This window comes from Candidatus Palauibacter sp., from assembly GCF_965197445.1.
In the GTDB taxonomy this organism is placed as follows: domain Bacteria; phylum Gemmatimonadota; class Gemmatimonadetes; order Palauibacterales; family Palauibacteraceae; genus Palauibacter.
Map to the genome: position 1 here is coordinate 409,341 of NZ_CBDANE010000005.1, position 22,412 is coordinate 431,752.

Here is a 22,412-nt window from a genome sequence, read left to right on the forward strand (position 1 = left end):
TCGGCCTCGGTCCGAGGGGCCACCCTGCATCGTGTTCCCCTACACCGTGGCGGACGGCGCCCGCAACATGGCGCTGGACGAGGCCATGCTCGCGCACGCCGTCGCGGGCCGGACGCTCCTCCGGTTCTACGGATGGGACCCGTGGTGTCTGTCGCTCGGTCGCAACCAGAGCGCTCCGGAGCGGCTGCTCGGCCGATCCCGCGATGAGCTCCGTCCCGGCGTGGACGCTGTCCGCAGACCCACCGGCGGCCGGTCGGTCTTTCACGGACCCGAGATCACCTATGCCCTCGCGTGTCCCGATCGCGCCTGGGGTGGGCCGAAGTCCATGCTGCGGACGATCCACCGCGCGCTGGCCGACGGGCTCCGTTCGCTCGGGATCCCGGTCGATGATGTCCACGAGGTCGCGGTCGATGAGGCATCGGCCGCAGGCTCGGCACAGGCCGCCGGACTCTCGTCCGCGGGCTGCTTTCGGGACCCCGCGCCGAGCGAGGTCACCGTGGACGGCCGCAAGCTGGTGGGGAGCGCGCAGTGTCGCCGCCAGGGAGGCCTGCTCCAGCACGGGTCCATCCTCCTGGAGGATCGGCAGGCGCTCGGAGACCTGGACGCACCCGGTGCGGCGTCTGAGCGTGGTCCGGCGTCCCCGGCGATCGGTCTGAGAGAAACGCTGGATCCGGCCCCGGATCACGGCACAATCGTCGCACGCCTGGCCACCGGCCTTTCGAGCGCCTTTGGCGCCCCTGCCCCGGCCGGGGCGGCTGCAGAGGCCGAAGCGGTACTGGCCCGCCTGACGCCCGATTACGAAGCCCTCCACCGATCAGCTGCCTGGCTCTGGCTCCGAAGCGCTTGACGGTCCCCCAGACCGCTTCTAGCTTGGTTCCGCTCGGTCTCCGGCGCTGGCGTGCACCCGGCGACGACATCGATGAACCTTACCGGGAGGGCCACCTTGATCGCGTCGATACTCTGGTTTCAGGATACTGCGTTGAGGCTGGGCGAAGACCAGGCGCTCAACCTCGGGGAGATCTGGGTTGCCGGTGGGTTTATGATGTGGCCTCTGGGCGCCGCCCTCGCGACCGGAGTCCTGATCATCGTCTGGAAGCTCGTCGACCTCCAATTGAAGGGCGGCAGCAACAAGAAGGTGCTGACCGCGGCCGACGAGTTGATCAGCGTCGGCAACCTCGATGAGGCGCTCGATCTCTGTAACAACTCCGGTGCCCCCGCCGCGATGGTCCTCCAGGCGGGACTTTCCCGTTACGACGAGGGCACGGAACGTGCCACACAGGCAATCGAGAATGCCGGCGCCATCCAGGTGGCCGGACTGGAAAAGGGTCTCGTCTGGCTGGCGACGCTCGCGAACGTCGCGCCGCTCCTCGGCTTCCTCGGGACCGTGATCGGGATGATTCAGGCCTTCCAGGCGATCGAGATCGCCGGTGAGGTGGAGGCCACGCTCGTCGCCGGCGGGATCAAGGTCGCGCTCATCACGACCGCCACCGGTCTCACGATCGCGATTCCGATCAACATCTTCCACAACTACTTCGTGACGAAGATCGACCGCCTCGTCATCGATATGGAAGAGAGCGCCCAGCGCCTCATCGACGCGCTGCACGAGCGCGAGGCTCGCCGGGCAACCGGCTGAACACCGGGCGCGCCCTGGCGCGCAGTGGAATTCAGGCCTGAAACGCGGCCCGCCCTCCCGGCGGGCCGTTTTGCGTGGAGGCCGGGTCGGATCCGATCCGCATCTTGCATCCGGGCCGCCCGATGATCGAAGTTTGGTTCCAGGGCCTGCTGGCCGGGCCCGATGGTATGGGGTGGGGACGACGTGGAAGGAGGTCTTCCGGTGCATGTTCGCCAGCGCATCATTTTGACACGAGGGTCGGGGTCGGGGTCGATCCTGGCTCTGATCGCGGTGTCCTTCCTGTCTGCTCAGGCGGGAGTTCAGGCGGGAGACACTGCGAGCGACTCGGGCGCCGAGAAGAACGCGGCCTCGACGACGGCTGACGATGTACTCAAGCGCGCACGACGATTCCTCGAGGCCGAGATGCCGGTATCGGCCTCGACCCTGTTGGCTCGGGAACTCTCCGCGGGCGAGTTGAAGGGAGACGGAGCGGTGCTGCTGGCGGCAGAAGCCTTCGCGGCCCAGCGGGCGTGGGGCTCCGTGCAGCGCCTCCTCTCCGGACGCGACCTCCCCACTTCGGCGGCGCGTACGCAGGCCACGATCCTCCTCGCCCGCGCCGCCGCGGGGCTCGACAACACGACCCGGGCCGCCGAGCTCTACCGCGCGTACTTTCAGGCCGTCGAAGGGACGCCCGCGCTCGCCGTACGGGTCGAGTTCGCCCGCGTCTCGGGCAAGCTGGGACGCTGGTCCGAAGCGCGGGACCAGTTCGTCCTGGCCGAACGCGAGCGCCCGAAAGTGGCGGCGTGGCTGCGGCTGTCGCGCCTCTACGCGCTCGCCCAGGCGGACGACCACGTTACGTTCGCCCTCGCCGACTCCCTCGTGCGTGAGGGTCGCGTACCGGCCGATTCCGCCCTTCTGCCGGCGGCGCGCCTGGCGTTCCGGCTCGAAGATCCGGCACGCGGCCTCTCGCTGGCACGCCGCGCCGGAAAGGGGGTCCGGAACGTTCTCGCCGCACGGCACATCGGACCGTACCTGCTGGCGAACCGGGACAACGCGGGGGCCGGGTCGGCCTTCGCCGATGCGCTGAGGGCAGGACGGCATACGGCCGAGACGGGCCCCACCCTGCTTGAACTCGACCGGTCCTGGCGCACCCTCCTCGACGTGGGCCGGTCGGACAGCCGCGCCGGTCGGCACACCCGCGCCGCCGCGTATCTGTCCGAAGCGCTCGAACTCGCCCCCGAGGGCGAACGCGCCGCCATCGCGGAGTCGCTCGCCTCAGTCTACCTGACGCTGGCCGACCCGACCCGGGCCGCCGCCGCGCTCGGACCGTGGATCGACGACCCCGCGCCTGCGGCCACACCTCGCGCTTCCCTGTGGATGCTGGCCAACCGGATCTACACGGCGCTGGGGCGCCCAGACGCGGCCGCGCGGGCGCACGAGACGGCCGCCACAGGCGCTGGCGATGTGGCCGCCCGGGCGGCCTACCTGCTCGCCGATCTCGAGCACGATGCCGGTCGGCCGGATGCCGCCGCCCAGGGGTTCGACAGCTCCTACCGCGCGTTCCCCGGTTCGGACTACGGATTGCGATCGCTCGAACGGCTCGCGATGCTCGCGTACCAGGCCGGCCGCTACGACGAAGCCCACACGCACCTTGCCGAGTATCGGACCCGCTATCCGGACGGCGGCTGGGTGCAGGGTGCCCTGTACTGGAGTGGAAAGGTCGAGGAAGCGCGCGGAGACCTCGACGCCGCGCGGACCTTCTACAACCGTGCCTTCGAGTACAACCCACTCGACTACTTCGCCATCCTCGCCGCCCCCCGAATCGACCGCGACCGCTGGGAGGCACTGGCACTACCGGAGCCCGAACCCCTTCCCGAACTAGACATCGTCCACGCCACGGCACTGGAACGGATGGAGGTACTGCGGGAGCTGGGGTGGCCCGAGCGGGCGCGCAGGGAATACCGTCGGGCCCGGGAACGCGGGCCGTCAGACTACGGGCAGGTGCTCGCCTTCGCTCACGCGCTCAATGAGGCGAGGTGGACCCGGGAAGGGATTCGCGAGGGCTGGAGGGCCCACGCCGTCCGCGGGAGATGGAGCCGTCCGCTCCTCGAGGCGATCTATCCGCTGCCGTTCCGCGAGGCCCTCGCCGCCGCCGCCGAACTCAGAGGGCTCTCACCCCACTTCGTGGCCGGTCTGTCGAGGCGCGAGTCGATGTTCGACCCCGAAATCCGCTCCGTCGCCAACGCGGTGGGCCTCATGCAGCTGCTGCCGGAGACGGCGGAACGAGTCTCCTCCCGAGCCGGACTCTCCGGGTATCAGCGCAGCCAGCTCACGGTTCCGCAGGTGAACCTGTTGCTCGGAACCCAGTACCTGTCGGACGTGCTCGCCCGCTTCGACGGCTTCGACATCGCGGGGATGATCTCGTACAACGCCGGACCCCATCGCTACGCGCGCTGGCGCGATTTCCCCGAGTTCGCGGACGAGGAGGAACTCGTCGAACGGATTCCCTACCGGGAGACGCGCGAGTACGTACGGGCGGTCACGGAACTGGCCGAAATCTACCGTTTCGTCTACCCGGAGCTGGCCACCGCTCGGCCCTGATCCAAGGCCTGTTGACGGTTACAAAATGCGCGCATAGCATAGGCTCCGACTCGAATTCGGCGGAGTGGTAACCGTGCGCGGCCAACGCGGGCCAATCGCCCGAAACCCACCCATCCACAGAGGTTCGCGGGAGGCAGGATGCCATCAGGCAAGGTAAAGTGGTTCAACGACTCCAAGGGGTACGGCTTCATCGAGCAGCCCGACGGCGGCGGCGACGTGTTCGTCCACTATTCGTCCATCGATATGGACGGATACAAGACGCTCGCCGAGGGGATGGAGGTGGACTACGAGTTCACCCAGGGTGACAAGGGTCTGCACGCGACCCGGGTGACCCGCACCGCCTGACCCGAGCCAAGACCACGACTCCAGGCGCCCCGCCCCATCGGCGGGGCGTTTTTGTTGAGCCGGACTTTGCCACGAGCCCCCCTGCGGGACTACATGTAGGCCATGTCGACCCCCAGCAGCCCGTGGCAACACCCTGCTCGCCCGTCGCTGTTCCTGCTCGACGGCTACGCGCTCATCTACCGCGCGTTCTTCGCAATGATCAACCGTCCGCTCACCACTTCGAGCGGGGAGAATACCTCCGCGCCGTACGGGATCGCGCGCTTCCTGATGCGTCTGATCGACGACCACGCGCCCGACTATCTGGGCGTCGTGTTCGACGCGGGCGACAGTTTCCGGACCGAGTTATATCCCGACTACAAGGCGACACGCGAGAAGATGCCCGACGAACTCAGGGCGTCGCTGCCGAGGTGCCGGGAGGTGTTCGACGCCTTTCGCGTACCCGTGGTCGAGGCCGAAGGCTGGGAGGCGGACGACGTGATCGGCACGCTCGCAGTCGAGGCCGGCGGGTGCGGCCTGCGCACGGTCATCGTCTCCGGCGACAAGGACTTCCACCAGTTGGTCGACCCGGACACCGTCCTCCTCAATCCGGGCCGCGGCGGGCCCGCGGGCGTCGATCAGGAGTGGGTGACCCCCGAGAACGCGGAGCAGAGGTTCGGCGTGCCGCCGGAACGCGTGACCGACTTCCTGGCACTTCTCGGCGACTCGTCCGATAACGTCCCGGGCGTACCGGGGATCGGGAAGAAGACCGCGCCCGAACTCATCCGTCAGTTCGGAGATCTGGAATCCATCCTGGAGCGGGCCGAAGAGGTCACCGCCACCCGGGCGCGCAACGCTCTGCTGAAGCACGCGGACGACGCGCGGCGCTCGAAGACGCTCGTGACTATCCGGACCGACGCGCCTGTCGCGCTCGACCTCGAGAGCTTCCGCGCGCGGCCGCTCGACGCAGGGAAGGCGGCCGCGGTCTTCCGCACGCTGGAGTTCCACAACCTGCTCCGGGAGCTGGAGGCACCGGCGGCGGAGGACCATCGATTCTCCCCCGATATCGAATTGGTCGCCGACGCCCGTCGTCTCGGCGAGGTCGTGGCCGGATTCGCCGGGACCGCCCGCATCGGACTCTTCGTCGTCGGTAGCTCGGACGATCCGCTGAGCGCCGAACTCGTCGGCGTGGCGCTCGCCGCTTCGGATGCGGCGGCGTGTTACCTGCCCCTCGGCCACCGGGCGCCGGAGGTCCAGCGTAACGCGGCGGGGAACCCGACCCTCGCCTTCGATGCCGGCGAACCGGTCGGCCTGCCGGGTCTGGACTCGCCCGAAATGCGGGAGCTACGCGAGGTGCTCTCCTCCGACACGCCGAAGATCGGCCACGATCTCAAGTACGCCGTTCAGCTTCTGCGACGGCACGGCGTCGAGCTGGGAGGCCTCGGGGCCGTCGCATCCTTCGACACCCGGATCGCCTCGTACTGCATCGATCCGGCCCGACGCGACCGCGCCCTGTCCACACTCGCCCCCGCCCGCGCGCAGGTGGACGTAGAGACCCGCGACGGGGTCACCGGAACGGGCCGGAATCGCCTCCCCATGGCTTCGGTCGAGCCGGCTCAGGCCGCCGAATGGGCCGGACCCCGCGCCGCGCTCCTGCACCGGCTCGCGAGAGTCGACGGGGACGAACTCGAACGCACCGGGATGAGCCGCCTCTTCAGGGAGGTGGAGATGCCGCTCCTCTCCGTGCTCGCCAGCATGGAACGCGCCGGCATCGCGATCGACCTCGACTTCTTCGCGGATCTGCGGGCCCGCCTGCGCCGCGACCTCGAGGCGGTGCGCGAGGAGATCCACAAGATCGCGGGAGCCGAAGTCAACCTGCGCTCAGTGCCTCAGATGCGCGCCCTCCTGTTCGACCAGCTCGCCCTGCCCGTGCTCAAGAAGACCAAGACCGGGCCCTCGACCGACGAGTCCGTGCTCGAACAACTCGCGACCATGGGTCACGAGCTGCCGCGCCTCATCCTCGAGCACCGGGAGCTGGACAAGCTCGACGGCACCTACGTGAGCGTGCTCCCGCGGCTGATCGACGCCGAGGGCCGCATCCACACCCGCTTCAACCAGACGGTCGCCGCGACGGGCCGCCTCTCGTCCTCCGACCCCAACCTCCAGAACATCCCCATCCGCAGGGCGCTGGGACGCGAGATTCGAAAGGGGTTCGTCGCCGCACCCGGCCAGGCGTTCGTGGGCGCGGACTATTCCCAGATCGAACTTCGCGTGATGGCGCATCTCTCCGGGGACGAGGCGTTCGTGGAGGCGTTCCGGGCGGAGCGGGATATCCACCGGGAGACCGCGGCCCGGATCTTCGGCGTCGAACCGGACGCCGTCACGCCGACCATGCGCGAGCAGGCGAAGACGATCAATTTCGCCACCATCTACGGTCAGGGACCGTTCGCGCTCGCCCAGCAACTCGGCATCTCGCGGGCTCAGGCGAGCGAGTTCATCGCCGGATACTTCGAGAGATTTGCGGGCGTCGCGGCCTACCTCGAAGAGATGAAGGAGGTGGCGCGGCGTCAGGGCTACGTCGAGACCCTGATCGGACGCCGACGGTACGTCCGCGAGATCAACTCCAGAAACCCCGGGATCCGCGGCTACGGCGAGCGCACGGCGACGAACTCCCCCATCCAGGGTTCCGCCGCCGACCTCATCAAGGTGTCGATGATCCGGCTCCACCGCCGGCTCGCCGACACGGACGCGCGGATGCTCCTGCAGGTGCACGACGAGCTGCTCATCGAGACGCCCGAAACCGATGTCGAGGACATCGGCCGGGTGGTGCGCGAGGAGATGGAAGGGGCCGTCGAACTCGCGGTCCCGCTCCGAGTCGATCTCGGGATCGGTCGAAGCTGGTACGACTGCAAGTTCGGCAAGGAAACCTAGAGGGAACCGAACCGGGGCGATCCGGTCTGGTCTCCGACGCTCGCGACAGTCATCGTTGTAGACCCGAGAATCGCCGTACCGAGAATCGCCCCGTGTCGCGCCCGTGATGGGAGGGGAGCCGTCAACACAACCCGGATCACCCTCGTCGCCTGGACGTCGTTCGCCGCGGCCTGCTCGCAGGCCCCCACGCCCGACGGGACCCCGCAGGCGATCGTCGAGTCGGCGCTGATGCCGACCTTCACGATCCGCGGCGAGCCTGTCGCGCGACCCGCGCTCGCGGACCGCATGGCCGAACTCGACGTGCCCGGAGTCAGCATCGCCGTGCTCGTGGACAGCGAGATCGCGTGGGCCGAGGGCTACGGACTCGCCGACATCGAGTCCGGACGGGCCGTGACGCCGAACACGCTCTTCCAGGCGGCGTCCATCTCCAAGCCCGTGGCCGCGCTCGCCGCGCTCCGACTCGTCGAATCGGGCCGGGTGGAGCTCGACGCCGACGTCAACGCGTACCTCACGAGCTGGCAGGTGCCGGAGAACGGGTTCACGGGAGAGGCGCTCGTCACCCTGCGCGGGATCCTCACGCACCGGGCCGGCCTCACCGTATGGGGCTTCCCCGGGTACGGACCGGACGAAGCGGTGCCCGACGGGCCAGGGGTGCTGGACGGCGTCGGCAACACCGACCCCGTGCGCGTCTACAAGGCACCGGACGAGAGCTGGAGGTACTCCGGCGGCGGATACACTGTGATGCAGCAACTCGTGGTGGACGTACACGGCAAACCGTTCGCCGCCGTAATGCGCGAGGAGGTCCTCGACCCGATCGGCATGGTCCGCTCTACGTACGAGCAGCCGATCCCGGCCGAGCGCCAGGACGAGATGGCGACCGGCTACCGGCCGAACGGCGAACGCGTCCCCGGCGGGTGGCACACGTACCCGGAGCAGGCCGCCGCGGGGCTCTGGACGACGCCGAGCGAACTCGCGCTCTACGCCCGGGAGATACAGCGCGCGTGGAAGGGCGAGTCGACCCGCGTCCTGGGCGAAGCGCTCGCGCGCGCGATGCTGACTCCCGACGCGGACGACTGGGGCCTCGGCCCTGCGATCTCGGAGGACGGCGAACGGTTTCGGCACGGGGGCTCGAACCAGGGCTTCCGCTCCACCTTCGCGGCGTACATCGATGGAGACGACGGGGTCTTCGTGATGACGAACTCCGACTCGGGGAGCCAGCTCGCGGCCGAGATCGCGGCCACGGTTGCCCACGCGTACGGGTGGTCCGGACCCCTCTCCGAAGAGAAGGTGCCGGTGGAGGTGCCGGCCGAGGTGCGGGAGCGGTACGTCGGCACCTATGTCGCGCCCGAACTGGGCGCCGAATTGCGCTTCGAGCCGGACGGGCGAGGACTTACGCTTCGCCAAGGCCCCGGACGCACGGTCCTGTGGCCGCTGAGCGACTCCTCCTTCTTCGATCCCGATAGCGGGCGCGAGGCCCACTTCAGCGACGATGGAGACGAGATGACGGTCAGGGTCGGCAACATCGTCGCGATCCGCCGCTAGCGAGAGAAGGAACGAAAGAAAGGGACGATTACAATGACGTGGAATCCGACTCGGCGAGAGTTCGTAAAGTCCTCCGCCCGCGCCGGCGGCGCGCTGGGGGTGCTCGGCGCCTTCGGCTCGGCCGCCTGCGCGGGTGGAACCGGAGACCCTCTCCGCATCCTCATCCTCGGCGGGACGCGCTTCATCGGCCCCCACCAGGTCAAGTACGCGCTCGACCGGGGTCACGAGATCTCGATCTTCACGCGCGGGCGAACCGAGCCTCCCTTCTACCACGACTACTTCGAGCGCGTCGAACACCTCATCGGAGACCGCACCAGTGACCTGTCGGCGCTCGAGGGCCGAGAGTGGGACGCCGTCATCGACAACTCGGCCTCCTATCCGAGCTGGGTGGCTTCGACGACCGAACTCCTCTGCGGCCACGTCGACCGCTACCTCTTCGTCTCGTCCATCTCCGCCTACGCGGACTTCGCCCAGGTCGGGATCGACGAGGACTATCACGTCGGACAGCTTTCGCCTACGGAAGCCGAGGACGACGGCGGTTACGGACCGAGGAAGGCCCGGTGCGAGCAGTACACGCGCGACGCCTTCGGCGAGAACGCGATCATCGTACGGCCGGGGCTGATCATCGGGCCCGGAGACAACACCGACCGCTGGACGTACTGGCCCGTCCGGGTCGCCCGCGGCGGCGAGGTGCTGGCCCCGAACACGCCCGCTGACCCGGTGCAGAACATCGACGCCCGCGACCTCTCGGAGTGGATCGTCCGCCTCGTCGAGACGCCTGGGCAGGGCGGGACGTACAACGCGACGGGCGAGGTGCAGCAGTTCGGCGACATGCTTGAGGAGATCCGGGGGGCGCTCGACGCCGACGCGACCTTCACCTGGGTGCCGACCGAGTTCATGCGGGCGCAAGAAGTCGCGCCGTGGATGCACATGACGAACTGGACGCCGCCCGAAAGGGAGACGGTCGGGATGAACCAGGTCTCGGTGGCCGCCGCCATCCAGGCCGGCCTCAACTTCCGCCCGCTCGCCGACACCGCCCGCGACACGGTCGAATGGTGGAACTCGCTTCCCGAGGAGCGTCGCGCCGAGCCGCGGGCCGGCCTGCCTTCCGCCAGGGAGACCGAGGTCCTCGCCGCCTGGCACGCCACCGACTGAGGACGGCGTTGAAGACGATGGTGCGCGAACCCCCATGAGAATGCGCTTCCGCCGGGCTCGAGCGTTCACGATCCTGGCCCTCGTCGCGGCCGGTTGCGGTGGTTCCGGAACCGAACCGGTCTCGAGGCCGGACCCGGAGCCCGAACCGCCGCCGCCTCCTCCCGCGGTGACAACGGCGACATACCGCGTGGTCTTCGACGCGACGTGGAGCGCCTCCACGCACCCGACCAACTTCCCGGGCGGCGCCCATTTCTCGCCGCTGATCGGCGCCGCGCACAACGACAGCGTGACCTTCTGGGCCCTGGAGGGCACTGCCACGGCGGGGATCGAGAGCATGGCCGAGACGGGCGGCACCAGCACTCTGGCCGCGGAGATCCGCGCCGAAATCCCGGGGAGTGCGCTGGCCGTGATCAATGGATCCGGCACCCGCAGCCCTGGCAGTGCGACCATTCAGGCGGTCACGGTCCGGGAGGACTTCCCGCTCGTCACGCTGGTCACGATGATCGCCCCCAGCCCCGACTGGTTCGTCGGCGTGTCGGGACTGTCTCTGCGGGACGCCGCTGGCGACTGGGTCGACGATCTCGAGGTGATCCTGTATCCCCTCGACGCGGGGACGGACGACGGACCCGCCTACAACTCGGCCAACGACGACACTTCGCCGAAGGAGCCCATCCGCAGTCTGCAGGGCGAACGCCCCTTCTCGGACGAACCCATCGGCACCTTCACCTTCACGCGCACGGACGGTTAGGGCACGCTGGCCGGAATCCTTCGCGGGTCAGACGACGTCGTCGAGCAGAAACAGGTCGGTGAGGAGCGCCCGCAGGTGGGTGGAAGCGTTGAGGTTGTCGATCAGCTGTGAACTGATCGTTTCCTGGGCGAGGACGAGCCGCACGGCCGCGCCAGCCTTCGCCGCGTCCGCCGAGGTCACGGCGATCACGTCCCGATAGGCGCCGGCCGGCTCCAGGTTCTCGGCCTCGAGCAGGCCGGAAAGGTCGTGTTCCAGCGCGCTCAGCGCCCCTTCCGCCCGCCCCAGATAGTCGCGAAGCTGGGCTCCGACCTTCGAAGCCTCCTCTCCGGCGGCGCCGAGGGCCGCGTAGGACAGGAAGAACTCGTAGGCCTTCTCGAGCGCGTCGATGTGGGCCTTCAGATCATCGCGGCTCAAGCGTGCGCGACCGCGTCGGAGTCCGCGGAGGCAGCGTCAGCACCTGCTTCGGCCCCGGCGCTTCCGCTTCCCAGCGTCCACATCGCCGGGTCGTAGTGCTCGAGATACTCCTCGCGCGTGATCCACCCCTTGATCATGGAGCGGGTCATCCAGCGCTTCTCGGGCCGGATCGCGAAGTACACATGGGCGATGACCATCGTGACGAGCGCCACACCGCACAGGCCGTGCAGGACGAAGACCAGCCCCCACGTCGAATCCGACAGGAAGTAGGGGTTGCTGGCCCAGAACCAGGTATCCACCCCGACCATCATGATCAGACCCGTCACAATCACGCCGACCGCGACGACCGTGACGGCGTTGTGATACGCGCGCTGGTCCAGGGGATACTTGCCCGACCGTTCCTCCTTGGCCGGCTGGCGCCGGAGAAACTTCCCGACCGCTTCCAGCGCTTGCCTCATCTCCTTCTTCCCGATCCACACCGACCAGAAGTCCTGCTTCGTCGTGGCGTGCACGATGTGGTAGATGATGAGGAGTGTGAGGGCGATCCCGGCGATCCAGTGGATCGTGACCCAGGCGAACTGGACCCCGATTACGGGGAAAAAGGCCGTGATGAGGAGCGTGAACATCGAGATCGCGTTGAGCCAGTGGAACGTCCTCGACGCCGCTGAATGGCGCTCGACCCGCTCGGGCACGTCGGGTGCCGACTCCGCCGCGGTCCTGGGAGCTTTCGGCGCCATGATCGACACATACAGCGCGTGTCCCACGACGAAGAGGATCCCGGCGAAGAGGGCGACCCAGAGCAAGTCCCAGGCGACGCCGACGAGTACCTGCTGGCCCCAGGGATTCGGCGCCGTTCTGAGAATCTCCATTTAGGCGTTGCCTCCTCCGTCTCCTCGGACGGCGCGCCGCACGAGATTCCGCGCGAGCGGCACCTTGTAGTCGTTGTGCCGGAGGGGTCGGAAGCCGCGCGTGGCGAGTTCGCCGGCGGCGCGGCCGGTATCGTCGTTCGCCGGCATCCCCCGGATAAGGTTCTCGACCTCCGGGAGCCGTACGGGGGTCGGAGCGATGCCGTTGACGGCGATCCGGGCCCGCTCGATGGTACCGTTCGACTCCACGATGGCGGCGGCGACGCTGGCCAGCGCCCAGTCCCACGACTTGCGGTCGCGGACCTTCTCCCAGTAGAAGCGCACGTCCGCCCAGTCGTCCGGGATGCGCACGTGCGTCAGGAGATCTCCCGGCTCCAGCACGGTCATGCGCTGGATGTCGATCGCGGGGCCGATGAAGAAGTCCTCCGCCTCGTAGACCCGGTCACCGTTCGCACCGCGCACCATCATCTGCGCGCCGAGCGCGATCAGGGCCCCGGCGGTGTCCGAGCCGTTGACCGCGACACAGCGGCTCTGCCCGGTCACGGCATGCTCCCGGTTCATCGAGCGGGGCGTGCCCGCGTAGCAGATGTTTCCGCCCGCCCGGTAGCAGGGCCAGCCGCCCCGGTAATACCAGCAGCGCGTGTCCTGAATGAGGTTGCCGCCCAGCGTGCCCTGGTTGCGGATCTGGGGCGTCGCCACCTCGGCGGCGGCCTCGGCCAGCAGGCCGAAGCGCGACCGCACCTCCTCGCTCGCCGTTACGTCGCGGAGCGAGGTCATGGCGCCGATCTCCAGCCCGTCGCCGGTCGCCCGGATGCCGACCAGTTCGTTCACGGCGCCCAGTTCGACCACGACATCGGGCCGCTTGATCCGGTCCTTGAACCAGTCCATCGAATCGAGGCCGCCGGCAAGCACCCAGGTGTTGTCGTGGCGCTCCAGAAGGTCCACCGCCTCGTCCACGCTCGTCGGCTGGAAGAGCTCGAACGCGGGCATCATGTCGCGAATTACAGCCATCGTTCTTCTCCCCCTCAGCTATGAATCTCGGTGAGTTCGTGGGGCTGCGCTCTCCCCTCCAACTCAGCCAGGATCACATCCGTGGTCAGCGGGATCCGGCACAGGCATCGACCGCCCAGCGCGTCCGCGATGGCCGACGTCACAGCCGCCGACCCGGCGCCCACCGGTGGCTCGCCGATCCCCTTGGCGCCGATCGGCGTCTGCGGATCGGGCTCTCCCACGGCCACCCAGTCCATGGAGAGCGGGACATCGAGGATGCCCGGTGGCCGCGCCGTGTAGAGCCGGTGTGCGAAGGGCACGCCCCACTTCGGGTCGTAGACCCACTTCTGGCTCCGCGCCTGGCCGAATCCCTGCACGCCGCCACCGTGGATCTGCGCCGCGAGGCTGCGCGGATGGACCACGACGCCGCAGTCCGTGGAGCCCGTGTAGTCCACCAGCGTCACGTCGCCCGTCTCCACGTCGAGTTCGACGACCGCGTAGCCGACGACCCACGACCACGTCGACCCCTCATGTGCGAAGTTGTCTCTCGCCACGCCCATCAGACCCTGGCCGGCGAGGGCCGTGGCCGACGCGACGGTGGCGTCGTTGATGTCCTCCGGCAGTTCCTGCCCGGAGTACTCGCCCCCCATGGCGATGGCCCGCTCGGCCGCCTGCGCGAAGCTCATCGCGCCACCCGGCCCCGTCACTCGGCCGCCGGCAACGCGATACGCGCCTGCGGCACCGCCCATGCTCGACGCGGCTACCTCCTGCAGCTTGCGCTTCATGTCCAGCGCCGCCGCGTAGTTGGCCCGCGTGTGTGCGTGAATGGTCTGGCTTCCCGCCTGCACCGAGCTGTAAGGAAGGTGCTGCGAGCTGTCGCCCCAGATGACCGCGCAGTCCTCCCATTCCAGTCCCAGCTCGTCCGCCGCCGCGCGCGCCGTGTCGGCCATCGAGTGCGTCCCCAGGTTACCGATCCCCTGGTGGATGTAGAGCTTGCCATCGGGACGGATGACGAGGAGGCCGTCGAACCCGGAGGAGCCGCCGACATAGGGGCTGACCCCCACCCCGACCCCCGTGACCTTCGTGCCGTTTCGCTGGCCGCTGAGTTGCTGCTTCTCCGCCCAGCCGAACTTCTCCGCGCCGACCTCGATCGCTTCCCGAACGAAGGCGCTCGTCGTCGTGCCTCGTTGCGGACCAAACGGCGAGTCGTGCGTGGGCGCGTTCGTCTTCCGGATCTCGACCCGGTCGATGCCCAACTCCCGCGCCGCCTTGTCCACCAGGGGTTCGAGCATGGCGACGATCTGCGCGCCGCCCGGCGCCCGCTGCGCCGCCCGCGGCGGCGTGTTCGTGTAGATCCCGATTCCCCGGAAGCGCATCGCCTCCGGCTGGTACATGAGGTCGGTGACCGCGCCGGCCGTGCTGTAGTCCCCCGAGCGCGCGTAAGGCCCGTGGTCCTGGACGATATAGAGATCGATCGCCGTAATCTTCCCGTCGCTGCGAAAGCCCATCTTCGTCCAGGCCTGGAACCCGGGACGGGCGCGCCCGATGTAGTTCTCCTCGTAGCGGTTGATCCGCATCATCACGGGGCGCCGAATCTTCTTGGCGAGGAGCGCCGTGACCTGGTAGATCGGCGCGCCCCGGATCTTGGAACCGAAACCGCCGCCGCAGTACTGGCCGACGAAGACGACGTCCGCGGGGTCCAGATCAAGCTGGCCCGCCAGCGCGCGGTGCGTCTGCTGCGTGCTTTGCGTGGATCCGTAGAGGTAGCAGCGACCGTTGTCCCAGTACGCCATGGAGCTGCGCGGCTCCATCGGGTGATGCGTCAGCGACTGATGCACGATCGTGTCTTCGAGCACATAGTCCGCCGCCGCGAATCCGGCCTCGAGGTCTCCATGCGACCAATCGTCCGTCGGCTCGCCCATCGGCAGGCGACCCTCGGCCTCCGCCTGTGCGAAGTCTTCCCGCGTCCACTTCATGGTAACGAGTTCGCGTCCGCTCTCGCCGAACCGGAGCACGTTGCCATCGAGCCGGGCGTCCGGCCCGCCGGGACGCAGGCTGTCGAGCGGGTCGATCGCGAACGGGAGCGGCTCGAGGTCGATGTCGATCGCCTCGATCGCGTCCGCCGCCGTGGTCTCATCGACCGCCGCGAGCGCGAGAATCGGCTCGCCCACGTACTTCGGCTCATCCGTGAGGGCCGCCTCGCCGGGTGCGTCCGGCTGGTTGACCTCGCTCGCGCGCAGGATGCCGAATACACCGGGCATGGCGAGCGCTCGACTCGCGTCTACGCTCCGCACACGTGCGTGCGGCATCGGACTCAGAAGGAGCTTGGCGAAGACCATCCCCTCCGCGCGGAAGTCCTCCGAGTACTTGGCCCGTCCCGTGACTTTCGCGCGCAGGTCCGGCGGCGAAATGTCCTGTCCAATCAGCGCCATCTCAGCCCTCCCCTCAAACCATGCGCCGCGCGTACTCGGCGGCACGCATGGCTGAGTTCAGGATTTTGTTGTAGTCGCCGCAGCGGCAGAGGTTGCCCGACAGGGCGTGCGCGGCTTCTTCCCGCGTGGGGTCCGGATTCTCGTTGGTCAGCGCGACCATGCTCATGATGAACCCGGGAGCGCAGAACGCGCACTGGAAGCCACCCTCGTCGATCACCGCCTCCTGCACCGGGTGCAGCGTTCCGTCCGCGCTCTCGAGCCCCTCGATCGTGGTAATCGACCGGTCGCGCACCGTGTTCGTCAGCACCGAACACGAATAGTGCGAGACGCCATCGATCAGCACCGTACAGGCGCCGCACTCGGCGCGGTCGCACCCGAACTTGGTGCCGGTGAGCCCCAGCTTGTAACGCAGCGTCATCGCCAGCGTCTCCTGCGGGTTCACGTCCACCGAACGCGAAACCCCGTTGACCTGCAGCGAGATCATGCGCGGCATCGAGGCCTTGACGACCGTGCTGGCCGACAGCGAGCCCCGGGCCCGGAACAGGTAGCCGGAAGAGGAGGCGACGGCGCCCGTCGCGATGACCCCCTTGATGAAACTCCTTCGGGAATGACCGGCGGAGGGACCCGAAGGAGTCGCGGTCAGGATCTCGGCGTCACTCATGGGCAAAACCTCAAGCGGGAGATCTGTACATACCGTGCGCGTCACCCCGGTTCCGGGGTGCGACAGCCCAAGCTGAATCCTGCCATCCCCCGCCCGGCAAGACAAGCTGCGGCTAGAGAATCCCCCACAGTCTCGGATCCAGCGAGAGGAGGACGGTCCAGTCTCCCTGCCGGGTCGAGTCGCCGCCGAAGCCGCGCACGAGGTCGACCCGGAGGAGGTCGTAGAAGAGTCCCAGCCCCAGTCCGGCCGAGGCGCGGAGACCGGAACTCCCGATGGCGCCGAAACGCCGCGCGGCGTCCTCGCCCACCGCCCCGAGGTCCGCCCACCCCACGGCGCCGAGCGCGCGAAGCCGGACCCAGGGCGACGCGGCGGCGTGCGACACCTCGGCCCGCCACAGGCCCATCCGGTCGCCGCCCCAGCCGCGGAAGGGGTGGCCGGGCAGCGAGCCCCGTCCCCCGAGCAGGAAGAGTCGCTGAGCTGGAAGTGCGCCTCCCGAGAAGCCGAACTCGAGTTGGGTCGCCCAGGTCCACGCGCCACCGAGGCTCTGCCGTGCACCGCCCACCGCGACGCGGGCTCGGCTATACCCGAAACTGCCGAGGCTCCCGGTGGCCGCTTCGCCGGCGAGATCCAGCCCCCAGAGCGCGCCCAGTCCGCGGCCGAGATCCACCTCGAGTCCGACGTCCAGGGCCGCCAGTTCCCCCTCGTCGATCAACCGGACCGGACGGAGCGGCCGATCCCCGAACGGCGCCGTCCGTACGACGAGATCCGCCGCCTCATGGCTCTCGACCGACACGCCGATCCGCCACCGCGCCGAACCGGTCTCGCGAGCGATTCCGATCCGACCCCCGCTGGCGAAGTAGGGATCCTGGTAGTCCTCACCCTCGGCGAGCAGGGCCAGCGTCTGGAACGCTCCGGCGGCCGCGACAGGCCCGGCGTCGCGGTTCGCGCGCAGCCAGCCGTCCAGCTCCAGCTCGAGACGGCCCAGACTGCGGCGGAGCCCAAGGCTGGCCTGTGGCCGCGCCTCACCTGTCGGGTAGCCTCCCCAGAACGAGAGCCCCGTCAGGTCATCGACCCGGTAGGCAGCCCCCGCCCCCACGAACAGGCCCTCGGCCCGTCGGGCCCGGATCCCCGCCGACGCGTTCGGGAGCGCGAGCTGCAGCCGCCGGCCGCCGAACAGACCCTGTCGCCGCAGGAGCCGGCGGGCGTGCGAGACGACCCGCTCGAGATCGCGGTCGGCTCCCTCCGCCGGTTGGGTCAGCGGCGACTCCCAGGCGTCGAACCGGGCCAGATCGTCCTCGTGGTATGCGTAGACGTACTGCCCGGGACTGAGGCGGAACGCCGGCTCTTCGTCGAAGTGGTAGTCGAGGACGCGCAGTTGGGTCCGGATCAGGGTCTCGAGCGGGAAGTCGAACCAGGGGAGTGAACGCGTGATCTCGACATCCTGCTCGATGGGCAGCCAGTGTCGTCCCTCCCACAGGGCCGACCGCAGATCGAGTACGATCCGGACCAGCTGAGGGTCGCGATAGGCGGCACGGGTGAAGGTCAGCCGCATTCGCGCGATGGCGCCCGTCTCGCGATCGACGAACACCGAACCGACAGCTGCCGGGTCCGTCGCCACGCGCGGGCGGACCTCCACTGCGAACACCCGGGCGGTCCGGCCCCGGATCCGGATCTCGAGCGAGTCCGCCAGCCGGTATTCGTAGAAGTGACGTGCCCCGGCCGCAGCCGGGTGAAGGACGTTCTCGACCTCGTAGCCGTCTCCGAGACGGATCCGGTCCCCGAAGTTGTCGAGCACGAGGAAGAGATGGTCGACGTGATATTCGATGTTCGTCGGAAGCCGGACTTCGTGGCGACGGCCGACGATCGTCTGCATCGTGCGGTCCGGCGCCTGCCAGCGGACATCGAGCGCGATCTGGTCCGCCCGGATGATGTGCCGGTTCCCCTGGAAGTCGCCGAGGTAGTAGAGGTGGCCCTGCGCATCGGCCCGGAATCGCTGGAGCGAGCTGTCAACCCATGCATGCCGGCGTGCCTCGATCGCTCGGTCGATGAGGCGGAGCGCGGCGTCGGAGTTCCAGCCGTCCGGAGCGACCTGAGCTCCAGTCGGAGAGGCGGCGCAGCAGAGCGTTGCAACCGCGGCCGCGACGGCCCTGTACGAGAGAGGCCCGGGAGTCCTCACGGAGCGGGAACCCCGCCTGAATCGCGCCCCGTTCCGGCGGTCAGCCGAAAAGGTCCTCCTGCCCCTCGCCTTCCTCGCCCGGTTCCACGGCGTGGCGGAGCCTGCGGACCCAGTACTCGACGTCGAACGCCTCTTCGTTCTTCAGCATGCGCTTGAGGACCGGCGAGAGTTCGCGCAACGCCTCGACAAGGTCCTCGGCAATGGAACCGACCTCGGCCGCCCGGGCTTCGTCCGGAAGCGACGCCATGTCCCGAAGGATCGAACCTTCGGATCGTGAGGCCGTCACGGGTTCGGATCGGGTGGACACGAAGACCTCCGTGCGTCGTCCGGGGCCTCTCCCCTCCTCGATCGGGAGCAGGCCCAGGATCTGGTCGGAGCGCCAGTACCGTGCGTACCCGAGGTGGACCATTCGGTCGCGTTTGATCTCCACCGCCGCCTCCAGTTCAGCCTGCTCCCCCTCCCGAGGCCCGAGACGCCGGCCCGCAGCCGGGAGGACCCTGACAGCCATCTTGACAGCCATCGAGTGCCAAGCTCGCGAACGCCCCGTCCGCGCCGCAACACCGCCGCCCTCCCGGCCGGCCGCGAGCGTTGATTGCCCGTTGACCTCGGATCGGAACATCTTCCCAGGACAGATGACGAGAGTACGCACGATCCGTGATCCCCTGTGGGGGAACGTCCGCCTGGACGCCGACGCTGCTGAAATCCTCGACGCGCCCCAGTTCCAGCGGCTGCGGCGGGTCAAGCAGCTCGGTTTCGCGCATCTCGTGTATCCTGGTGGCGTCCACAACCGGTTCCTCCACGCACTCGGCGTGTACCACCTCGTGTCGAGGGCGATCTCGTGCCTCGAGCGCGATGGACACCTCGAGACCCTGGGTGCGGCCGACCTCGACGAACTGCCGATCGTGCGTCTCGGCGCGCTGCTCCACGATGTCGGGCACTACGCCTTCTCGCATGCGGTGGAGGAACTCGGGCCGAAATCGATCCCCGGTGACCACGAAGAGATCGCGCTGCGCTTCATGGCGGCGGGTCCGATCCGACGGGTCCTCGAGCGCTACGGCCCGGATGCCGCCGCCCGCATCGGTGCGCTGATACGCGGTCGCTCCGGCCACCCGCTCCAGGGGTTGATCTCGGGCTCGCTTGACCTCGACAAGATCGACTACCTGCGGCGCGACGCGCTGTTCTGTGGCGTGCCATACGGGGCGGTGGATGTGGATCGCCTGCTGCCGGCGCTCACGATCGCCCGCGAGAAGGACGGACAGCCGCTCGAACTCGCGGTTAGCGAGAAGGGAATCAGCGCGCTGGAGACGCTCCTCTTCTCGAAGTACCAGATGTTCCGCAACGTCTACTGGCACCACGCGGTCCGCGCCGCGACGCTGACGTTCGTCCGCCTCGTCCAGACAGCGCTCGACAGCGGCCTGCTCTCCTCCGAGGACCTCGCGGGCCCGAGCGATGAGGAGTTGCTGTCGCTCATCGATCAACGGATCGAACGGTCGTCGGCGGTCCGGGGCCACGATCCGGCATCCACGCTCGGCCAAGCCGCGAAACTGTTACGGGCGCTCGTCGACCGTCGTCTCCCGAAGCGGCTCGTCCAGCTGACCGGCGATCAGCTCCCCGACCAGTTGTCTTCGTGGCCGTCGCGGCGCGTGGACCTCGTGGCCGCCCTCGAACGCCGGCTGGACCGCGAGTGGGGTCTCCCCGAAGGGTCGGTGATGCTCGACTATCCGAGCTATCCCGGCATGCTCGAGCTCAACCTGCTGCTGGTGCGGAAAGACGGCGTCGTGCGGCGCCTTACGACGCTGGGCGAGAGAGGCCTCATCGACATCCCGCGACTGGGACGTTCCCTGCACCACTCCGCGCGCGTACTCCGCATTTTCTCGTTCGAACCCTCGCCGCCCCGCGACCCGAGGCCGGTTCTGGCCCTGATCGAAGCGCCGGAAGCGGAGGTCGAAGCCCGGCTGGAGGCAGGTGTCCCGCTCCTGGCCTGAAAGCCGGCATCTCGCCGCCGCCGCACGGCCAGGCGAGGTGTGCCTCGCCGGACGGTCGCGCATCTCACCGCCGACGCGGTAGGATCAACAGCCCGTGGCGGGGGTCTTACCAGAGACCGTCACGCACCAGACCACCCGCAAAGGTTCACTATGTCCGGAGCGGCGTTGCCGATCGATACCGAGCGAGGCGTCGTCCTCGCGCGGCAGCTCCACCCGTCGAATGGCGCCGGCGCGCCCGACGAGGCGCCTCTGGTGCGGCTCGACCATCTGGACACGCTGTGGTTCCAGGTGACCGGGACCATCTGCAATCTGAGATGCGTCCACTGTTTCATCAGCTGCGCCCCCGACAACCACAGCTTCGAGTTCCTCACCCTCGCCGAGGTCGAGGACTGGCTCGCGCGGTCCGAGCGCTGGGGGGTGAAGGAGTACTACTTCACCGGGGGCGAGCCCTTCATGCACCCCGAACTGCCCGCCATGCTCGAACGGACGCTGGAGAGGGGGCCGGCCTCGGTGCTGACCAACGGCACGCTGCTCCCGAAGCGAGCGCTCCAGCCCATCGTGCGGGCGGCTCGCGACGCGGCGTATTCGCTGGAGATCCGCGTCTCGGTCGACGGGCCTTCGCCCGAGACCAACGATCCGATCCGCGGCGAAGGCACCTTCGACCGCGCCATGGATGGGGTCCGCAAGCTGCTCGAGCAGGGGTTCCTCCCCATCATCACCGCCACCCAGGTGTGGGAACCGGAGCGCGACGAGGAAGTGCGCCAGGCGTTCGTCGCGCGACTCCGGGCCCTGGGGTACGCGCAACCGCGTCTCAAGATCCTCCCCTCGCTGCGCATCGGACGCGAAGCCGAGCGTGTCCGCCCCTACGCGGACGAGGAACGGGTGACGGAGGGGATGCTGGAGGGATACGAGACCAACCAGTTGCTCTGTTCGTCGAGCCGTGTGGTCACGAGTCGCGGTGTCTACGCGTGTCCCATCCTCATCGAGACCCCGGAGGCTCGACTGGGGTCGACGCTGGAGGAGGCGTCGCGCCCGGTACGGCTCGGCGAGTCCGCGTGCTACACCTGCTGGCTGCACGGCGCGATCTGCTCCAACTACGCAGGCATCGGGCAGGATGTCTCCTGAACCACGCCGCATCGCCGTGTTCGGCGGCATCTACAGTAACCATCTCGCGCTGAAGGCCGCGATCGACGACGCAACGGCCCGGGGAGCCGAGGCGCTCTACTGCCTCGGCGACCTCGGCGCGTTCGGCCCTCACCCCGACCGGGTCTTCCCGCTCCTCATCGACGCGGGCGTGCACGTCCTGCGCGGGAACTACGATGACTCGATCGCTCGCGGCCTCGACGACTGCCAATGCGGGTACACCGATCCGCGCGACAACCACTTCGCCCGGCTTTCGTACCAGTACACCTTCCGGAACACGCACGAGAGGTGGCGAAGATGGCTGGGCCGCCTGCCCGGCGGGATACGCCTCGAGGTGAACGGAACGCGGCTGCTCATGTGCCACGGCAGCCCGCGGCGGAGGAACGAGTTCCTCTGGGAGTCGGCCACGTCAACACAGTTCCTGGCCCATCTCGCCCGCGAGTACGAGACCGATGTCGTACTGGCGACCCACACCGGGATCCCCTGGCAGCGGATACTGCCTGGAGGCGGACTGTTCGCCAACGTCGGCGTGCTGGGGCGCCCCGCGAACGACGGACGGACCGACGTCTGGTACACGCTGCTCGACTTCGACGCCACCGATGGGACGCCGCCCGCCGCCGAGTTCGTCCCCGTCGCGTACGACCACGATCGCCTCGCGAAGGAGATGCGGGACGAGGGGCTGCCGGAGGAGTTCGTGGAAACGATTCTGACCGGTTGGTGGACGACGTGCCTGGAGGTGCTCCCCGCCCGCGAACGGGCTCGCGGTCGCTTCTGACGGCCCGTCGGTGTCCGGCCTTCGTTTGCAGCCGTTCCCGCCCCTGTCTAGCTTGCCAAA

18 protein-coding genes are annotated in these 22,412 nt (G+C 68.7%); 11 read left to right on the forward strand and 7 right to left on the reverse strand.

What is annotated here, in order from left to right; genetic code table 11:
* The first annotated feature begins 31 nt into the window (after positions 1 to 31).
* From ACN9M6_RS09080 to ACN9M6_RS09115, 8 genes are all read left to right on the forward strand, one after another.
* A complete protein-coding gene (locus ACN9M6_RS09080; protein ID WP_419162608.1) occupies positions 32 to 847 on the forward strand; it encodes a lipoate--protein ligase family protein in 816 nt (271 codons plus the stop codon).
* Between the two features lie 96 nt (positions 848 to 943).
* The gene (locus ACN9M6_RS09085) at positions 944 to 1,633 is read left to right on the forward strand and encodes a MotA/TolQ/ExbB proton channel family protein (RefSeq protein WP_419162609.1); all 690 of its coding nucleotides are present in this window, start codon (positions 944 to 946) and stop codon (positions 1,631 to 1,633) included.
* 201 nt (positions 1,634 to 1,834) lie between these two features.
* The gene (locus tag ACN9M6_RS09090; protein WP_419162610.1) at positions 1,835 to 4,213 is read left to right on the forward strand and encodes a transglycosylase SLT domain-containing protein; all 2,379 of its coding nucleotides are present in this window, start codon (positions 1,835 to 1,837) and stop codon (positions 4,211 to 4,213) included.
* A 138-nt stretch (positions 4,214 to 4,351) separates the two neighbouring features.
* Positions 4,352 to 4,558 (forward strand): cold-shock protein, encoded by a 207-nt coding sequence (locus tag ACN9M6_RS09095; RefSeq protein WP_419162611.1) that lies wholly within the window; start codon positions 4,352 to 4,354, stop codon positions 4,556 to 4,558.
* 102 nt (positions 4,559 to 4,660) lie between these two features.
* Positions 4,661 to 7,465 carry a DNA polymerase I gene (gene polA / locus ACN9M6_RS09100; protein WP_419162612.1) on the forward strand — a complete coding sequence of 935 codons (2,805 nt, stop codon included), beginning with the start codon at positions 4,661 to 4,663 and terminating at the stop codon, positions 7,463 to 7,465.
* 228 nt (positions 7,466 to 7,693) lie between these two features.
* Positions 7,694 to 9,007, forward strand: coding sequence for a serine hydrolase domain-containing protein (locus ACN9M6_RS09105; RefSeq protein ID WP_419162613.1), 1,314 nt, complete (start codon positions 7,694 to 7,696; stop codon positions 9,005 to 9,007).
* A gap of 33 nt (positions 9,008 to 9,040) precedes the next feature.
* On the forward strand, positions 9,041 to 10,162 hold the full coding sequence (locus ACN9M6_RS09110) for an NAD-dependent epimerase/dehydratase family protein (protein ID WP_419162614.1): 1,122 nt from the start codon (positions 9,041 to 9,043) through the stop codon (positions 10,160 to 10,162).
* A gap of 34 nt (positions 10,163 to 10,196) precedes the next feature.
* Positions 10,197 to 10,910 carry a spondin domain-containing protein gene (locus ACN9M6_RS09115; protein ID WP_419162615.1) on the forward strand — a complete coding sequence of 238 codons (714 nt, stop codon included), beginning with the start codon at positions 10,197 to 10,199 and terminating at the stop codon, positions 10,908 to 10,910.
* A gap of 27 nt (positions 10,911 to 10,937) precedes the next feature.
* Here the strand turns inward: ACN9M6_RS09115 and ACN9M6_RS09120 are convergent, their stop codons facing one another.
* The 7 genes from ACN9M6_RS09120 to ACN9M6_RS09150 all read right to left on the reverse strand — a co-directional run bounded on the left by ACN9M6_RS09120 (position 10,938) and on the right by ACN9M6_RS09150 (position 18,957).
* Complete coding sequence (locus ACN9M6_RS09120) at positions 10,938 to 11,324, reverse strand: hypothetical protein (RefSeq protein ID WP_419162616.1); 387 nt, start codon at positions 11,322 to 11,324, stop codon at positions 10,938 to 10,940.
* Positions 11,321 to 12,193 (reverse strand): cytochrome b/b6 domain-containing protein, encoded by an 873-nt coding sequence (locus ACN9M6_RS09125; protein WP_419162617.1) that lies wholly within the window; start codon positions 12,191 to 12,193, stop codon positions 11,321 to 11,323. Before ACN9M6_RS09125 ends, ACN9M6_RS09120 begins: the two co-directional genes overlap by 4 nt.
* On the reverse strand, positions 12,194 to 13,201 hold the full coding sequence (locus tag ACN9M6_RS09130) for an FAD binding domain-containing protein (RefSeq protein WP_419162618.1): 1,008 nt from the start codon (positions 13,199 to 13,201) through the stop codon (positions 12,194 to 12,196). It lies immediately after the preceding gene.
* 14 nt (positions 13,202 to 13,215) lie between these two features.
* The gene (locus tag ACN9M6_RS09135) at positions 13,216 to 15,612 is read right to left on the reverse strand and encodes a xanthine dehydrogenase family protein molybdopterin-binding subunit (protein WP_419162619.1); all 2,397 of its coding nucleotides are present in this window, start codon (positions 15,610 to 15,612) and stop codon (positions 13,216 to 13,218) included.
* A gap of 13 nt (positions 15,613 to 15,625) precedes the next feature.
* Positions 15,626 to 16,273 (reverse strand): (2Fe-2S)-binding protein, encoded by a 648-nt coding sequence (locus tag ACN9M6_RS09140; RefSeq protein WP_419162620.1) that lies wholly within the window; start codon positions 16,271 to 16,273, stop codon positions 15,626 to 15,628.
* Positions 16,274 to 16,385: 112 nt separating this feature from the next.
* Positions 16,386 to 18,449 (reverse strand): hypothetical protein, encoded by a 2,064-nt coding sequence (locus ACN9M6_RS09145; protein ID WP_419162621.1) that lies wholly within the window; start codon positions 18,447 to 18,449, stop codon positions 16,386 to 16,388.
* A gap of 40 nt (positions 18,450 to 18,489) precedes the next feature.
* Positions 18,490 to 18,957: a hypothetical protein gene (locus ACN9M6_RS09150; RefSeq protein WP_419162622.1), complete on the reverse strand. Its 468-nt coding sequence runs from the start codon at positions 18,955 to 18,957 to the stop codon at positions 18,490 to 18,492.
* Positions 18,958 to 19,081: 124 nt separating this feature from the next.
* On the opposite strand from ACN9M6_RS09150, the gene ACN9M6_RS09155 reads away from it, so the two are divergent.
* The 3 genes from ACN9M6_RS09155 (at position 19,082) to ACN9M6_RS09165 (ending at position 22,352) form a co-directional block, all read left to right on the forward strand.
* Positions 19,082 to 20,434: an HD domain-containing protein gene (locus ACN9M6_RS09155; RefSeq protein WP_419162623.1), complete on the forward strand. Its 1,353-nt coding sequence runs from the start codon at positions 19,082 to 19,084 to the stop codon at positions 20,432 to 20,434.
* Between the two features lie 165 nt (positions 20,435 to 20,599).
* The gene (locus ACN9M6_RS09160; RefSeq protein ID WP_419162624.1) at positions 20,600 to 21,559 is read left to right on the forward strand and encodes a radical SAM protein; all 960 of its coding nucleotides are present in this window, start codon (positions 20,600 to 20,602) and stop codon (positions 21,557 to 21,559) included.
* A complete protein-coding gene (locus tag ACN9M6_RS09165; protein WP_419162625.1) occupies positions 21,549 to 22,352 on the forward strand; it encodes a metallophosphoesterase family protein in 804 nt (267 codons plus the stop codon). Before ACN9M6_RS09160 ends, ACN9M6_RS09165 begins: the two co-directional genes overlap by 11 nt.
* Positions 22,353 to 22,412 lie beyond the last annotated feature (60 nt).

Coding starts and splice junctions, on each gene's coding strand:
- ACN9M6_RS09095 (WP_419162611.1), top strand. CDS start 4,352: ATGCCATCAGGCAAGGTAAAGTGGTTCAACGACTCCAAGGGGTACGGC.
- polA (WP_419162612.1), top strand. CDS start 4,661: ATGTCGACCCCCAGCAGCCCGTGGCAACACCCTGCTCGCCCGTCGCTG.
- ACN9M6_RS09105 (WP_419162613.1), top strand. CDS start 7,694: ATGCCGACCTTCACGATCCGCGGCGAGCCTGTCGCGCGACCCGCGCTC.
- ACN9M6_RS09110 (WP_419162614.1), top strand. CDS start 9,041: ATGACGTGGAATCCGACTCGGCGAGAGTTCGTAAAGTCCTCCGCCCGC.
- ACN9M6_RS09115 (WP_419162615.1), top strand. CDS start 10,197: ATGAGAATGCGCTTCCGCCGGGCTCGAGCGTTCACGATCCTGGCCCTC.
- ACN9M6_RS09125 (WP_419162617.1), bottom strand. CDS start 12,193: ATGGAGATTCTCAGAACGGCGCCGAATCCCTGGGGCCAGCAGGTACTC.
- ACN9M6_RS09130 (WP_419162618.1), bottom strand. CDS start 13,201: ATGGCTGTAATTCGCGACATGATGCCCGCGTTCGAGCTCTTCCAGCCG.
- ACN9M6_RS09135 (WP_419162619.1), bottom strand. CDS start 15,612: ATGGCGCTGATTGGACAGGACATTTCGCCGCCGGACCTGCGCGCGAAA.
- ACN9M6_RS09140 (WP_419162620.1), bottom strand. CDS start 16,273: ATGAGTGACGCCGAGATCCTGACCGCGACTCCTTCGGGTCCCTCCGCC.
- ACN9M6_RS09150 (WP_419162622.1), bottom strand. CDS start 18,957: ATGGCTGTCAGGGTCCTCCCGGCTGCGGGCCGGCGTCTCGGGCCTCGG.
- ACN9M6_RS09155 (WP_419162623.1), top strand. CDS start 19,082: ATGACGAGAGTACGCACGATCCGTGATCCCCTGTGGGGGAACGTCCGC.
- ACN9M6_RS09165 (WP_419162625.1), top strand. CDS start 21,549: ATGTCTCCTGAACCACGCCGCATCGCCGTGTTCGGCGGCATCTACAGT.